This is a genomic window from Plesiomonas sp. ISS29 (assembly GCF_056522795.1).
This window is the reverse complement of sequence record NZ_JAWRZQ010000001.1, coordinates 2,384,579-2,400,504: the sequence shown is the minus strand read 5'-3', so window position 1 is coordinate 2,400,504 and position 15,926 is coordinate 2,384,579. Positions and strand designations below refer to the sequence as shown.

The 15,926-nt window shown below is 46.4% G+C and carries 13 protein-coding genes; 9 read left to right on the top strand and 4 right to left on the bottom strand.

Going from position 1 to position 15,926, the window contains the following annotated elements; genetic code table 11:
* The first annotated feature begins 343 nt into the window (after window positions 1-343).
* The 3 genes from rnm (at window position 344) to rluB (ending at window position 3,082) form a co-directional block, all read left to right on the top strand.
* Window positions 344-1,240, top strand: a complete 897-nt coding sequence (gene rnm, locus AC1HDJ_RS10755) for an RNase RNM (RefSeq protein ID WP_479535816.1) — start codon at window positions 344-346, stop codon at window positions 1,238-1,240.
* Between the two features lie 39 nt (window positions 1,241-1,279).
* Window positions 1,280-1,900: an L-threonylcarbamoyladenylate synthase gene (locus AC1HDJ_RS10750; RefSeq protein WP_479535815.1), complete on the top strand. Its 621-nt coding sequence runs from the start codon at window positions 1,280-1,282 to the stop codon at window positions 1,898-1,900.
* Between the two features lie 306 nt (window positions 1,901-2,206).
* Window positions 2,207-3,082 carry a 23S rRNA pseudouridine(2605) synthase RluB gene (rluB, locus tag AC1HDJ_RS10745; RefSeq protein ID WP_438634974.1) on the top strand — a complete coding sequence of 292 codons (876 nt, stop codon included), beginning with the start codon at window positions 2,207-2,209 and terminating at the stop codon, window positions 3,080-3,082.
* Between the two features lie 147 nt (window positions 3,083-3,229).
* On the opposite strand, the gene AC1HDJ_RS10740 is transcribed toward rluB, so the two are convergent.
* Complete coding sequence (locus AC1HDJ_RS10740; RefSeq protein ID WP_479535814.1) at window positions 3,230-3,991, bottom strand: YciK family oxidoreductase; 762 nt, start codon at window positions 3,989-3,991, stop codon at window positions 3,230-3,232.
* A gap of 145 nt (window positions 3,992-4,136) precedes the next feature.
* On the opposite strand from AC1HDJ_RS10740, the gene sohB reads away from it, so the two are divergent.
* Window positions 4,137-5,276: a protease SohB gene (sohB, locus tag AC1HDJ_RS10735; protein ID WP_479535813.1), complete on the top strand. Its 1,140-nt coding sequence runs from the start codon at window positions 4,137-4,139 to the stop codon at window positions 5,274-5,276.
* Window positions 5,277-5,445: 169 nt separating this feature from the next.
* Window positions 5,446-5,814, top strand: a complete 369-nt coding sequence (locus AC1HDJ_RS10730; protein WP_479535812.1) for a DUF805 domain-containing protein — start codon at window positions 5,446-5,448, stop codon at window positions 5,812-5,814.
* Between the two features lie 221 nt (window positions 5,815-6,035).
* Here AC1HDJ_RS10730 and AC1HDJ_RS10725 read toward each other — a convergent pair whose 3' ends face one another.
* Together AC1HDJ_RS10725 and astB are read right to left on the bottom strand one after the other, a co-directional pair.
* A complete protein-coding gene (locus tag AC1HDJ_RS10725) occupies window positions 6,036-6,287 on the bottom strand; it encodes a DUF2498 family protein (RefSeq protein WP_479535811.1) in 252 nt (83 codons plus the stop codon).
* 160 nt (window positions 6,288-6,447) lie between these two features.
* Window positions 6,448-7,785 carry an N-succinylarginine dihydrolase gene (astB, locus tag AC1HDJ_RS10720; protein WP_479535810.1) on the bottom strand — a complete coding sequence of 446 codons (1,338 nt, stop codon included), beginning with the start codon at window positions 7,783-7,785 and terminating at the stop codon, window positions 6,448-6,450.
* 401 nt (window positions 7,786-8,186) lie between these two features.
* Here astB and topA point away from each other — a divergent pair, with 401 nt between their 5' ends.
* Window positions 8,187-10,802 carry a type I DNA topoisomerase gene (topA, locus tag AC1HDJ_RS10715; RefSeq protein WP_479535809.1) on the top strand — a complete coding sequence of 872 codons (2,616 nt, stop codon included), beginning with the start codon at window positions 8,187-8,189 and terminating at the stop codon, window positions 10,800-10,802.
* A gap of 123 nt (window positions 10,803-10,925) precedes the next feature.
* Window positions 10,926-12,181 (top strand): IS3 family transposase gene (locus tag AC1HDJ_RS10710; RefSeq protein WP_479535808.1). Its coding sequence is split into 2 segments (ribosomal slippage): window positions 10,926-11,277 and window positions 11,277-12,181, totalling 1,257 coding nucleotides; the frame shifts between segments, so codons are not numbered across the junction.
* A 193-nt stretch (window positions 12,182-12,374) separates the two neighbouring features.
* Here AC1HDJ_RS10710 and AC1HDJ_RS10705 read toward each other — a convergent pair.
* Entirely contained in the window at window positions 12,375-13,136 is a 762-nt protein-coding gene (locus AC1HDJ_RS10705; RefSeq protein WP_479535807.1) for a hypothetical protein, read from the bottom strand.
* Between the two features lie 306 nt (window positions 13,137-13,442).
* Between AC1HDJ_RS10705 and cysB the strand changes: the two genes are divergently transcribed.
* The gene (gene cysB, locus AC1HDJ_RS10700) at window positions 13,443-14,417 is read left to right on the top strand and encodes an HTH-type transcriptional regulator CysB (RefSeq protein ID WP_479535806.1); all 975 of its coding nucleotides are present in this window, start codon (window positions 13,443-13,445) and stop codon (window positions 14,415-14,417) included.
* Between the two features lie 306 nt (window positions 14,418-14,723).
* Window positions 14,724-15,923 (top strand): methyltransferase, encoded by a 1,200-nt coding sequence (locus AC1HDJ_RS10695; RefSeq protein ID WP_479535805.1) that lies wholly within the window; start codon window positions 14,724-14,726, stop codon window positions 15,921-15,923.
* Window positions 15,924-15,926 lie beyond the last annotated feature (3 nt).

Sequence of the window (15,926 nt, the reverse complement as noted above, 5' to 3'; positions counted from 1 at the left end):
AGAAAAGACCCAAACAGCGCCCGCACAGAGAGAATTGCGCCAGCCGTAATGATTAACATTTTTAACATTGTAAGTCATCGGGGTGTTGCGGTCTGTCTGCTGCATAATTAAACTCCGTGCGCCTTTTGTACTATTAAGCTGATACATTGATGCTTTGTCAACCTGTTTTTGGTTGTTTTCATATCATGCCGCAGCGCTAAACGCTGTTAATCATAAGATGCTGCGATAAAATGAGATCATAAGCACATAAAAGTGTATTTTGTGATAAAGCAACGGATGTTGTCGCGGTACGGTGACTCTGTTGGTGGAATGTAATGCCTTCTGTTGAGTAACCGGAATAGTAATGACTGAATCCCTACGTGATCGTTTTCCTCTGTTTGATTTGCATAGCCACAGCACCGCCTCTGATGGCAGTTTAACGCCAACCGAATTGGTACAGCGCGCGGTGGCGCAGCAGGTCAACGTATTAGCATTAACTGATCACGACACGGTCAGCGGCTTGGCAGAAGCTCGGCAAGCGATAACCGATGCTCAACTGCCGTTACAGTTAATCAATGGCATCGAGCTTTCCACTTGTTGGGAAAATATCGAGATCCATATTGTCGGGCTGAATATTGACCCTGAATCTCTGCCGTTACAGCAGTTAATTGTCGAGCAGCAGGAAAAGCGTCATGCCCGCTCTGTTGAGATAGCGGTCCGGCTGGAAAAGCACCGCATTCCCGATGCGCTGGCCGGTGCGCAAAAGTACGCGCAGGGCAGTGCGATTAGTCGGGGGCACTATGCGCGCTATCTGGTTGAATTGGGTATTGCCAGCACCATGCAGGGTGTATTTAAGAAATATCTGGCAAAAGGGAAAATCGGATATGTTCCGCCACAATGGTGTACAATAAATCAAGCGATTAGCGTCATTCATGCCGCAGGCGGGCAGGCCGTTTTAGCGCATCCAGCTCGGTATGGGTTATCAGCTAAATGGCTGAAAAACCTGCTAAATGCCTTTGCTAACGCAGGCGGGAATGCCATTGAAGTGGCGCAGTGTCAGCAAGCGCCGCATGAGCGCAGCCAGTTAGCTGCGTATGCAAAAGAGTATCACCTGTCAGTGTCACAAGGTTCTGATTTTCATCAGCCCTGTGCCTGGATAGAGCTCGGACGGAAATTATGGTTACCGGCTGACTGTACCCCTGTCTGGGATTCATGGTTATTGCCGTCTGATCAACTACTGTCTGATTCTATGACTATTTGATCAACAGTGCTGTGTGGCAGTGACAGGTACGGAGAGAGCATGAGCCAGTTTTTTTATATCCATCCAGATAATCCACAAACTCGTCTGATTAATCAGACCGTTACCCTGCTGCGTGAAGGCGCAGTGATTGTTTATCCGACAGACTCAGGCTACGCGATGGGTTGTATGGTCGGTGATAAACATGCGATGGATCGTATTGTGCGTTTACGCCAGCTTGATCCTGAACACAATTTTACACTGGTTTGCCGCGATTTATCAGAGCTTTCTTTGTATGCGCAGGTGAGCAACTCAGCCTTTCGGTTGATTAAAAACAACACACCTAACGCTTATACCTTCATTTTGAAGGCAACAAAAGAAGTGCCTCGTCGTCTGATGACGCCGAAACGTAAAACTATTGGTCTTCGTGTACCGAATAACACCATTGCTCAAGCGCTGCTAGAGGCTCTTGGTGAGCCTTTGATGTCGACATCACTGATTTTACCGGGCAATGATTTTGCAGAATCAGACCCTGAAGAGATCCGCGATAATCTTGAGCATCAGGTTGATTTAATTATCAATGGGGGTTATTTGGGGCAACAGCCGACAACCGTGATTGATTTGACCGAAGATGCGCCGGTTATTGTGCGTGAAGGCTCAGCCGACAGTACGCCGTTTCAGTGATTGTTAACGATTCATCGTTGATTGATTGCTGGCGCGCGTTGCATCGGGTATGATGCTGCCCCATTTTCTGTCCTTTATATACCCGTTATGTCTTTAATAATCGGTGTATCTGGCAGAACCGAATTACTCCGTCATACTGGCAATACATCACTGTTTTGCACTTCGTACGCAGCAGTGATCATGTACAGATAAAATTGTGCGCATACGCCTGAATTAAAGACAAATATACTGTTAAATTCAGGCCGCCAGTAACGGTAGACACAGTGAACGACGCCTGTGAAGGCGACAATAAAGAGGTTGGCTCCTATGAGCGAAAAACTGCAAAAAGTATTGGCCCGCGCTGGCCACGGTTCACGCCGTGAAATAGAAGCCATCATCGGACAGGGCCGTGTCAGTATCGACGGTAAAATTGCGACACTCGGTGATCGTGTTGAGCCAAGTCAATCACTGAAAGTACGTATCGACGGGCATCTGGTGTCGATTAAAGAAAAAGATGAGGTTATCTGCCGCGTACTGGCGTATTACAAGCCAGAAGGCGAGTTGTGTACCCGTAAAGATCCAGATGGCCGCCCGACAGTCTTTGATCGTCTGCCTCGTATGCAGGGTGCTCGCTGGATTGCCGTAGGCCGTCTGGATGTAAACACCTCGGGTCTGATGCTGTTCACCACTGACGGTGAGTTGGCTAACCGTCTGATGCACCCAAGTCAGGAAGTTGAGCGTGAGTACTCAGTGCGCGTTTTCGGCGCAGTTGACGATCCTATGCTGCAACGTCTGCGTTTAGGCGTGCAACTCGAAGATGGCCCTGCATCGTTTAAAACCATCAAATTCCAGGGCGGAGAGGGTATCAACCAGTGGTTTAATGTCACACTGACTGAAGGCCGTAACCGTGAAGTGCGCCGTTTGTGGGAATCACAAGGCGTGCAGGTGAGCCGCTTGATCCGTGTGCGTTACGGTGATATCAAACTGCCAAAACTGGTTCCACGTGGCGGCTGGTCTGAGCTTGAGCTAAAAGATGTCAACTATCTGCGTGAACTGGTTGGCTTGAATGCCGAGACTCAGTCGAAAGTGGCAGTAGAGCATCAGCGTCGTCAGCGTAATCCTAACCAGATCCGCCGTGCGGTACGTCGTCATGCACAGCAGCAACAGCAACAAAAGCAGCGTCGCCCGCGCCGTCCGGCCTAAGTGATATAGAACTGTAATAAAAAGCCTGCAATCTGGTTAAGATATGCAGGCTTTTTTTTCGATTTCTACCAGTGCTGATAGAGCAAATACGGATATCACAAAACGGGTATTACACCGGCTGTCGATATTACACCGAGTGACTATAGATTAGCGCGCTGCACCGGGTAGCCGGTTTGGTTGTGCATCAAAACTCTTTCCGCTTTCATGCTGGCTATCATCGCCCATTAAATACAGATACAGCGGCATAATCTCAGCAGGCGTTTTTAGCAGCTCCGCATTTTCAGCCGGAAACGCACTGGCCCGCATTTTAGTACGTGTACCGCCGGGGTTAATACAGTTCACCCGCACCGCGCTGTTTTCCAGCTCATCGGCCAGCACTTGCATCATGCCTTCGGTGGCAAATTTTGATACCGCATAAGCGCCCCAGAATGCACGGCCTTTTTTACCTACGCTTGATGAGGTAAAAATCAGTGATGCCGACGGTGCAAGTTGCAACAAGGGGAGCAGTGCCTGCGACAGTAAAAATTGCGCATTCACATTCACTTGCATCACTTCCCGCCAGATTTTCTCTTCATATTGCGCCATAGGCGAGAGCACACCCAGAATTCCGGCATTGAGCAGCGCACCATCAAGGCGGCCAAACTGTGCGCGAATAACATCGGCCATATCCTGATAGTGTTGGCGGGTTGCTCCCATCAGATCCAATGGCATAATTGCAGGCTCTACGCCACCTTCAGCCATAATCTGATCATAAGTGGCTTCGAGTTTGGGTACGGTTTTACCCAGTAATATCACGGTTGCGCCATGCCGAGCATAGCTGAGAGCCGCTTCCTTGCCGATACCGTCACCGGCACCGCTGACCAAAATAATCTTATTTTCTAGCAGATGGTTAGGCGCTTGATATTCCACGTAACACCCTCTTCTCTCAGTAAATTTAATGCATCAACGTGATGGTTTCTCTATTGTACCCAGATTGTATTTTTATCGCGACATTGGGCATTCAGCCCGCTTTTGTTACGATGTAAAAATGACATCTTGAATCTAAGGATAAACCGTGGAATTTTTGTACCAATATGGTGTGTTTTTAGCCAAAGCAGTAACGGTATTTGCCGTCATTGGCGGCTTGCTGGTACTGGTGTTCGGGCTGGCACAGCGTAATAAACCGAATAAGCGTGGTGAGTTGCAAATCACGGATTTAGGGCAACAGCACCGTGAATTGGTGGATGAGCTTAAAGAGCTGCGTCTTGATGAACATGCGCTAAAAATTGCGCGTAAAAAGCAGAAGAAGGCCGATAAAGTACAGGAAAAAGAGCGCAAAAAAGCAGAAAAAATGGCCGAGAAAGAGGCAGAAAAAGCCACTAAGTCTGCTGATGCGAGTATAACGCCTGAAAATACAGTAGAGTTGGCCGGAGAACAGCAAAGTAGCATGCCAGAGCATGCCAAGCCCTGTGTGTATGTGCTTAATTTTAAAGGCAGCATGGATGCACATGAAGTTGCTTCACTGCGTGAAGAGGTGACCGCCGTACTTGCCATTGCTACTGCAAAAGATGAGGTTCTGCTGCGTTTAGAGAGCCCAGGCGGTGTGGTACACGGTTACGGGCTGGCGGCTTCGCAGTTGGCACGAATCAAAGCGAAGGGGATTAAGCTGACGGTAACGGTTGATAAAGTGGCCGCCAGTGGCGGGTATATGATGGCATGTGTGGCTGATCATATCGTTTCTGCACCGTTTGCGATTATTGGCTCAATCGGTGTTGTGGCTCAGATCCCTAATATTCACCGTTTACTCAAAAAGAATGATATTGATATTGAGCTGATGACTGCCGGTGAATACAAACGCACCTTGACCATGCTCGGTGAAAATACCGATAAAGGCCGCGAGAAATTCCGTCAGGATTTAGAAGATACACATCAATTGTTTAAGAATTTTGTGGCTCAGCATCGCCCAAGTTTAAACATTGATCATGTCGCCACCGGTGAGCACTGGTTCGGTGAGCAGGCATTGGAATTGGGGCTGGTTGATGAAATTGCAGCCAGTGATGATATCTTGCTGCGCGAGATGGCTGAAAAAGATGTACACGAAGTCCGCTACATTTTGCGGAAAAAGCTTACAGATAAATTGGCACATAGCGCAGAGAAGGGTGCGGATCGCCTGCTTATGCGTTGGATCCAGCGCAGTCAGCGCCCGTTGCTGTGACAACCATAAGGTTATTACCTTATATGTTTGAGTCTGTTTTTATTCGATAATTCCGAGAGGCTGTTTATTCAGCCTCTGTTATTTTCGGCCCGTGCGCGGTAAGTTTGTATATGAAAAATATCTTGTTGTGCATGAATAAATAAGAACAGAACGATATAAGGTTGTTGTGATGTACTGGATATGGTTAATGCTCTCTTTTCGCGGCCGAATTTCAAGAATGCAATTTGGTTTGGGGTTAGGTTTTTTAGCCGCACTCATTCTGATAAGTCAGGGGTTGTTAGGGTTAATCAGTATCATTTCAGGTGCATTTAGTTTTCATGCAGTTTATATTTTTAATGCATTGATCAGTGCCTATGCAATGCTGGCGCTGATGGCAAAACGCTTGTCTGATGCGCGTCTGTCTAAAACCCTGCTCTGGGTAAATCTACTTCCTGCTGCAGGAACAGTGATGCTTTTTGGTGTTTTATTTTTATGTGCCACAGTCATTCAGGTTGATGAAGAGCGCACGCCTTTGGAAACATCCTCAATTTCACGCTAAATCACATTAAACCTGTTGATATGGTTCAATATTTTTTTGAAAAGCAGCCACACAGCAGTAACCCTAATACAGATTTACGGTTGTATGGCTAGCCAGATAACAGGTTCACTATGGCATGCTGTGCTGTGCTGTGCTGTGCTGTGCTGTGCTGTGCTGTGCTGTGATCACTGAGCTTATCGGCGTGAAACGCGAGTAGTGCGAGAACAGAACGGCTGAAAATGTTAGCCAATCAGTTGATACTGTTTTGACAGTGCCTGAGCTAGTAACTTAAACATATTAAAGGTGGCTGTGCTCTGGCTGGTTGGTAGGCCGTTTTCATCAAGAAAATAGTTTCCCCGAAATATTAAAATCCCGTTTTTTTCCTCAACACTGTCTACCGACATCCCTTCAATAAAATCATCATGTTCAGTCATCAGTGTGTTGGCGATTTCTAATAATTCAGTGCGGCTTATCAGTTGTTTATCTTCAGACATAACCTATTCTCTAATTTTTGAATGTGTCTTCTCGGTTGGTATCAGGTGTAACGTTAGGTAATACGCCAAGATATTATAGCGATTTTTTACTGTTTTACAGTGTTATAGCACGATTAGGCTGCCTTTTTTCTGTTCTTTTGTTGCTGTTTTTTGTAACCTGTTACTGCTGAAAGTGATAAATATTGCCCAGTTGCAACAGCTGAGTCAGTTCGTCCAGCGCAGAATAAGACTCTTGCAGCAGTGTTGGATCACGTAATTCAGCCGGAATCAGGCGATCCCGATAGTGTTTGTTTACCCACTGTTCTAAACGGTCAATTTTTGCCTCATCGAGTAAACAGTGCTGATTTACGGCGCTTAGTTCGGCAGGTGTCAACACCACTCTCAAGCGTAAACAGGCTGGCCCTCCACCATTTTGCATGCTTTGGCGTAAATCCATATAAATAACCTGATTAATGGGGTTTTTCTGCGTAAGAAGGGTGGATAAGTAGCTGGCGATAGCCGGATTAGACTGACACTCTACCGGTGCAATCAGTGCCATACTGCGGTCGGGCAGCGTGACTAGCTGAGAGTTAAACAGGTAGCTCTGCACGGCATCATCCACAGATATATCTGTATCAGAAACCGCAATCAAGGTGATATTTTCACCATTTAGCCGCTGTTCAAGTTGCTGTTTTACATTTTCCATCGCTAAAAAAGCATGTTGATGATAAAACAAGACGTTTTCATTGCCGACAGCGATAACATCATTATGAAAAACACCCTGATCAATAATAGCCGGATTCTGTTGTACAAACAGCGTATGCTCAGGGGTTAAGCTATGTAACCGCGCGATAGCTTGGCTGGCTTCATAGGTTTGTCTGGCCGGAAATTGCTGCGGGAATGGCCGGTTTTTATCAAAAAAAGTACGGCCATAAACAAACAGATTTATGCCTGATGTTTCATGCCGATGACAAAGGCGAGTATGGTTGGCCGCACCCTCATCACTGAACATATCATGAGAAGGTAATGGCAAATGATGTGCAAAAAACTTGTCATTCGGGAAAACGGCACGCAAAATGCGCCCCGTAGTATCAGATTCCAGTGAACGATGAAATTTATTGATCAAATTTGCTGGCGTAAAGTGCACGCGTTTATCGGCTGTATCGGTACTCGGAGAAACGGTTGCTGCATTGGCTACCCACATTGCCGAGGCTGACGTTACCGCCGCAAGCAAGCGGGGATTTGTTTGATACACACTCTCTAACACTTGCGCAGGTGTTCCGGTAAAACCGAGCTGGCGCAATGTGTGAATAGCGGGGCGCTCTTGCGGGGGCAAAATACCCTGAGGCAGGCCCAGTTTGAGCATGGCCCGCATTTTTGCTAGCCCTTGTAATGCTGCGTGTTTCGGGTTAGATGGCTGCTGTGCATGGTGTGTTGATGCCACATTACCGACCGACAATCCGGCATAGTTATGTGTCGGGCCAACAAGACCGTCAAAGTTAACTTCTGCACTGTGCATGATCTTCCCCTCATGACGTGATAACGGATAAAAATTGGCGTGTATCTTGGTTTGTATCAATAATAGCAACAACTCAATAACCTGCTTTGCGTTTGGGCGCTCTGCATTTGGTGATTTACATTGACACACTCGCTTGATAGATAAATAAATTTTAGTTAACAAATAAATAACATTGGCGCATTTTTTATGCAAGTTGCTGTCAGCCAATTATCCGAGCGGCAAACAATAAATCAGCCTATGATCAAAAAGTGGTTGATCTCCTTGATTTGTACCGCAATATAAATAGAGACGTTTTTTTTACGGGTTGCTGCCATGCCAGTACTGATTCATTCATCCATTAGCGTGGATTTTTGTCTCTGTCGATGGGGCAGCCGGAAAGGATCAATTAGGTAATCACCACTATGGGTAAGTCGCTCGTTATCGTAGAGTCCCCTGCGAAAGCAAAAACAATCAATAAATATTTGGGTAGCGATTACATCGTTAAGTCCAGCGTGGGTCATATCCGCGATTTACCTACCAGTGGCTCGGCCTCGACAGCAGCCAAGAAAGCACCGGTAAGCACCAAGGGCTTAACACCGGAAGAGAAAGCTATCGTTACCAAGAAAAAAGAGCGTGATGCGCTGGTTTCACGTATGGGTATTGACCCTTATCATGACTGGAGTGCACGCTACGAAATTCTGCCGGGCAAAGAAAAAGTGGTTACAGAGCTGCAAGCTTTGGCAGAGAAAGCCGATAAAATCTATCTCGCAACCGACTTAGACCGTGAAGGGGAAGCCATTGCATGGCACCTGCGTGAAATTATCGGTGGTGATGACTCACGCTATCAGCGTGTGGTGTTCAACGAAATCACCAAAAATGCTATTCAGCAGGCATTTGAGAGCCCGTCAGAACTGAATTTGGATCGGGTGAATGCACAACAGGCCCGCCGTTTTCTTGATCGCGTTGTTGGCTACATGGTTTCTCCACTGCTATGGAAGAAAGTGGCCCGCGGTTTGTCTGCCGGACGCGTACAATCTGTTGCTGTGCGGCTGGTGGTTGAGCGTGAGCGCGAAATTAAGGCCTTTGTACCGGAAGAGTACTGGGAACTACACGCTGACTTGCGTGCGCAAAGCACCGTGCTGCGTATGCAGGTTTTGCAGCGTAACGGCAAAGCGTTTGAGCCTGTTACACAAGCCGAAAGTGATGAGGCCGTTGCTCTGCTTGAAAAAGCAGCCTATACCGTTACCGACCGTGAAGATCGCCCGACATCAAGCAAACCTTCCGCACCGTTTATCACCTCTACGTTGCAGCAAGCTGCTAGTACCCGTTTAGGGTATGGCGTGAAAAAAACCATGATGCTGGCTCAGCGCTTGTATGAAGCGGGGCATATCACCTACATGCGTACCGATTCAACTAACCTGAGCCAAGATGCACTGAGCATGGCGCGTGGTTTTATTGAGTCTGAATTTGGTGAAAAATACCTGCCGGAAAAAGCATTAACCTACTCTAGCAAAGAGAATGCACAAGAGGCACACGAAGCGATTCGTCCTTCTGATGTGGCTATTCAAGCTGAGCAGCTTAAGGATATGGAGCAAGACGCACAAAAGTTGTATGCCCTGATTTGGCGTCAGTTTGTTGCTTGCCAAATGGTTCCTGCCCAGTATGACTCCACCACATTAACCGTGACTGCCGGTGAGTTCACACTGAAAGCGCGTGGACGAACACTGCGCTTTGATGGTTGGACTCGTGTACAAGTGGCTAACCGTAAAAATGATGATGATCAGGCCTTACCTGCGGTTGAGAAAGGCCAGAAGTTTGATCTACAAGCGCTTGATCCTAGTCAGCATTTTACCAAGCCTCCGGCCCGTTTTAGTGAGGCATCGCTAGTTAAAGAGCTTGAAAAGCGTGGCATTGGCCGGCCGTCAACCTATGCAACCATTATCTCGACCATTCAAGATAGAGGTTATGTGCGTGTTGAGAATCGTCGTTTTTATGCTGAGAAAATGGGTGAGATAGTCTCTGATCGTCTCGAAGAGAACTTCACCAAGCTGATGAGCTATGACTTTACCGCACACCTTGAAGGTGAGCTCGATGAAGTGGCAAACGGTAAAGAGGAGTGGAAACAGGTTCTGAATCGTTTCTTCAAAGACTTCACCACGCGTATTGAAATTGCTGAAAAAGATGACAGTGAAGGTGGTATGCGTGCCAACCCAATGATCTTAACTGAGATTGAGTGCCCGACATGCAGCCGCCCAATGGGGATCCGAACTGCCACTACAGGTGTGTTCTTAGGCTGTTCGGGTTATGCTCTGCCGCCCAAAGAGCGCTGTAAAACCACCACCAACCTGATCCCTGAAGCTGAACTGCTTAATATTTTGGAAGGTGATGTTGCTGAAACCAACGCACTGCTGGCGCGTCGTCGCTGTGTCAAATGCGGTACGGCGATGGACAGCTATCTTTTGGATAATACGCGTAAATTACACGTTTGTGGTAATAATCCAAGCTGTGATGGTTATGAAGTTGAGAAAGGCGAGTTTCGTCTGAAAGGCTATGATGGCCCGGTTATCGAATGCGACAAGTGCGGTACTGAGATGCACTTAAAAGTCGGTCGTTTTGGTAAATACATGGGCTGTACGAATCCTGATTGTAAAAATACCCGTAAGATTTTGAAAAGTGGTGAAATTGCACCACCAAAAGAAGATCCGGTACCACTGCCTGAGCTTAAGTGTGAAAAATCAGATGCCTACTTTGTGTTGCGTGATGGCGCAGCAGGTGTATTCCTTGCAGCTAATACGTTTCCTAAATCACGTGAAACACGTGCACCGCTGGTAGAAGAGCTAGTGATGTTTAAAGATCGGCTGGCAGAAAAACTGCGTTATTTAGCTGATGCACCGGTAGCTGATCCTGATGGGAATAAAACCACCGTACGCTTTAGCCGAAAAACGAAGCAGCAATATGTAGCTTCAGAGAAAGACGGTAAAGCAACGGGTTGGTCAGCATTCTATGTTGATGGGAAGTGGGTCGCAAAAGAGAAGTAATCGAGTATTACTTATTGCAACCGTGATCCAATAAAAATAAAAGCCGCAAATGCGGCTTTTATTTTTTGTCTGACCCGTCCTGAATAGCGTTGACACGTTCCTGACTTAAATCTGGAGAACGTGATGATGATTGAGTTCAAACGCACCCAACGTGATTATCCTCTATCCTTTAAAATAGCTGTTGTTGAGCAGGTTGAAAAAGGCGAGATGACCTATAAACAGGCCCAGCAGCGGTATGGTATCCAGGGGCGCTCTACCGTTCTTGTCTGGCTGCGTAAATATGGCCGGCTTGACTGGAGTCCCGGACTTCCTGACCTAGTGAAGAGGAAACGGCCTGTGGCTCAGACGACTATCCCGCTTACACCCGAGCAAAGAATCAGGGAACTTGAAGAACAGCTTGAGCTGGCGAACCAGAAAGCTGAGTTTTTTGAGTCGGTTATCAATGTCCTGAAAAATGATTACGGGGTAAATGTCGTAAAAAAGCGGCCCGGCAAGTCCTCGCGCAAAGTCCGGCCCCAAAAATAACCGTTACGCGCGCATGCCAGTTCCTGGGGCACAGCAGACAGGCGTGGTATCAGGACAACACAAGGCGCAGAAAACGCCAGGAGCATCATGCCCGGGTTCTTGCGTTTGTTGCCCGAGTCAGGTGTCGTCAGCCGCGAATCGGCACGCGTAAACTGCACTATCTGCTGAACACTCAGGCCGATAACATGCTGAATATAGGACGAGACCGTCTGTTTAACTTGCTGAATGAATACCGGCTTCTGGTGCCAGTGAAACGGGCGTATCACAAAACCACCAACAGCCACCATCGCTTTTACCGGCATCCTAATCTGCTGAAACCCGGCCCAGGACAGGTTACCGCCCTTGAGCCAGAGCAGGTCTGGGTTGCCGACATTACTTATCTTCCACTGCTCAGTGGCACAGCTTATCTGAGTCTGGTCACAGATGCTTGCTCCAGAAAAATCATGGGTTATCATGTCGGGGAAAACCTGCAAGCAGAAAATGTGGTAAAAGCGTTTAAACAGGCTCTGAGGCGAAGAAAAACGACGGGGTCCCTGGTTCATCACTCTGACAGAGGGCTGCAATACTGTTCAGCGCTTTATCAGTCAGTCCATGAGAAAAACGGGATAACCTGTTCAATGACCGATGGTTATGACTGCTACCAGAATGCACTGGCTGAGCGAATAAACGGGATCCTGAAAAATGAGTTTTTACTCTCGCGTCCTGCAGACCTAGCGCAAGCCCGGAAAATGGTAAAAGAATCCGTGGCAATTTATAACCATGAGCGGCCACACCTGGCCCTAAAATACAAAACGCCCGATGATGTTCATCAGGCATTTTACAGACAGAAAACTGTCAACTTATATCAGGACTAGTCAGTCGAATTTGAGTGGTACAATTATCTGCGCAACCATTTTCACAACATACAGTTTACATAGAAATCAGAGTAGCGCACTGATCCAGCATCTTTTCATTGTCGTATATTGCTAGGTGCATTATTGCATATGCCGTTCATTTATTGTGCTTTGCAATAATGTGATAACAAACTCATGCAACTTAAATCAGTTTTTACCATTTCTTCTTCGGTTGAAATAACTGATCTAGATCATCAGATTCTTTTTGTTTTGACTGATTATTGAGCTTACGCTTTACTTCGTTTTGATGGCTGTTAATTTCTTCAATATCCGCAATCATGCGAGTGGTCATTTTTTCCGCATAATCATCGTCATATTTTGCTAGCACATTAAGCCCTTTCGTCAGCAATTGCTTTGCATTGCTCCACTGATTGGCGGTAAGTGCTTCACGGGCGCGTTTATACAAATTATCAATGTTGATCATTAACTGTAAACGCTCTAAACGCTGGTTTTCAGCAATAAAAACTCGAGTCTCTTGCCGGCCATAGCCATGTTCAGCGCGGATCACTGCCCGTAATCGGCGGATTAGCTTTAATAAAACCAGCGCCTGTTTATCATTATCGGGGGGAGTGAAATGGCTTAACTCTTGGCCCGAAAAATGCTGAGTAGAGTGATTAATTTGCGTTTGTAGTGCAGCAGCTTGCTCAGCTAAGTCAGTATTTTTAGGGTTGAGCAGGGCTAATCCTTTAATGGCAATCAGGCTGCGTGTTTGTAAACAAAGCAGTAGATCTTTACTAAAAGGAATGGTATTTATCTGCGTTAATAGTTGATCTGTTTCATCAACAATAGCGTTTAATTTTTGAGCTTCAATACGTTTGTCATGTTCAATTCTTGCCCGGTTTTGAACAATAATGTTGTAACCAATCACCAGTAATAAAAGAACACCAAGTAAGATGAAGAAAAGAATTAAGTTCATAAATGGGCACTCTAGATCCAAGAGTCATAAAATCGCAGTTAAAGATACATGATCAGGGCATTGCAAGATAGTAGAAGGGCTCTATTCTTGTGATATGGCTATTTTGATCATCTAGTGCTGAAAAGTAAGATGTAAATCAGATTAAACAGATTTAACTTCATCTTGATGTTCTGATTGCATAGCAATTTGTCAGTTTTATGAATAAACTCTGATACAGAGTATACACTTAGTGGATAAGTAATTACTTTAAGTGTCACCCTAGGCAATAGTGCCACGAGAGTTAAAGGAATAACGGTTGAGTTGGCTATGAAATTACAACAGCTTAGGTATATTGTAGAAGTCGTTAATCATAATTTAAATGTATCTTCCACTGCTGAAGGGCTTTATACCTCACAACCTGGAATCAGCAAGCAGGTGAGAATGCTCGAAGATGAGCTGGGTATTCAGGTTTTTGAGCGCAGCGGAAAGCATTTAACGCAAGTCACTCCTGCGGGTCGAGAGATTATCCGTATCTCACGTGATATATTGGCGAAAGTTGAAAACATCAAATCGGTTGCTGGTGAGCATACTCACCCTGAGCGTGGCACACTGAATATTTCAACAACCCACACACAGGCGCGCTATGCGTTGCCAAAAGTGATTAAAGGGTTTATTGATCGTTACCCGAAAGTCTCTTTGCACATGCATCAGGGTACACCTGCACAAATTTCTGAGGCCGTTGCTAAAGGGGCGGCAGATTTTGCCATTGCAACAGAAGCGCTGCATCTTTATCACGATTTAGTGATGTTACCTTGTTATCACTGGAACCGTTCGATTGTGGTCTCCCCGAACCACCCGCTGGCGCATAAAGGGCAAATCACTATTCACGATTTGGCCGCTTACCCGTTGGTCACCTATATCTTTGGGTTTACTGGCCGATCTGAGTTAGATTCGGCGTTTAATCGGGAAGGCCTAACACCGCGCATTGTCTTTACAGCAACGGATGCTGATGTCATCAAAACTTACGTTCGTTTAGGCATCGGCGTTGGCGTAGTCGCATCTATGGCGATTGACCCTGTTTTGGATAAAGATCTGATAGCTATTGATGCCAGCCATATTTTTGGGGCAAGCACTACGAAAATCGGTTTCCGAAAGGGCTCTTTCCTGTGTAATTACATGTACGATTTTATGCAGCGCTTTGCTCCGCATCTAACCAAAGATCTGGTTAATACCGCAATCTCACTACGCTCAAATGAAGAGATTGAAGAGATGTTTGAAGACATTAAATTGCCGGTCAGATAGATAAAGTATGGGCTCTAGAGGTTCTTTATCCCTATTTCATACCGTTTTATGCTGTTTTTGGTACTCTCTACATCACTTTTGATATCGAGTTACTGCATAAAGGGCTTCTCAGTGGGAAGCCCTTTGTCATTCTGCATGTGCGCTTATCGTGCTGTAGCTATTATGCTGTAGTTATTCCACTGTAGTTATAAAGTGCGGTAGATATAAAAAAGAGTGGTGATTTTCAGCATTCCCCCTAAGATACCGAAGAATAAATAAGATATTCACGGATAAACCGTGTGAATTTTTTGATGGTATTTTTCGTACATGACTCTGCACTCGCAATTTGTCACGCTTGATACACTGTTAAGTGGGTTAACTCACTATTGGCAGTTTTACCCGTTTCATTCATTAGAAGCCTATTTTCAGCAGACTGACCCAGAGCTTGACACGGCACTGAGCCGATTATCTTTGCATGATATCGATACACTGGATAATGATAAACAGGCCCTGCTGACCTTTTTAACCCCCTTTATTTCGCATGCTCCAGCGCTATTTCAGGCGGCTCAAATTCCGATAATGCCACGGGATGCAGGGTGTACAACGCTGCCATTATCGGCAACATCTGGTGCAATTTCCCCGCGTAAACAGCAGCAAATTACCGATTTTATTGCCACTATGCCAAACGAAAATCTGCCGGTGCTGGAGTGGTGTGCTGGAAAGGGGCATTTAGGCCGAGCCTTGGCAAAGCAGCGGCATCTGCCGGTAGAGTGTATTGAGCTGCAGGCGGCACTTTGTGCTGATGGTGATACGTTGGCAAAGGCCGAGGGGCTTTCGCAAATACAGTTTTATGAGCAGGATGCTTTTGCGCCGTCAGCAACGCATTTTTTTCGCGCACACCAACATGCGGTTGGCCTACATGCTTGTGGTTCACTGCATATGCAGTTGTTGCAACATGGCGTACGGGCAGCGTGCCATGCACTGACCATATCCCCCTGTTGTTACCACAAAATTCCGACGGATATTTACCAGCCAATGTCTGCTGCGGCAGCAAAATCGGCGCTCAAGCTGGATAAAAATGACCTGCGTTTGAGCTTGCAGGAATCAGTAACCGGTGGCGAGCGTATCAAGCGTTTGCGCCATATTGAGGTGAGTTATCGCTTGGGGTTTGATGCGCTACAGCGCCAGATCCGCGGTGTTGATTGTTACCTGAATGTGCCGAATTTACCAAAAGCGCTATTGGCACAAGGTTTTGTTGCTTTTGTGCATTGGGCGGCAGAGAAAAAAGGCATTGAGTTGCCACATGAGATTAATTGGGCGCACTGGGAAATGATAGGGCAGCAACGCCATCTACAGGTAAGCAGAACCGAACTGGTTAGGCATTTATTTCGCCGACCGATAGAGATCTGGCTGGCACTTGATCGGGCATTATATCTGCAAGAGCAGGGGTATGATGTTCAGTTAGGTGAGTTTTGTCAGCACCCGATTACCCCGCGCAATATTATGATCCATGGGCAACGTAAATGATTT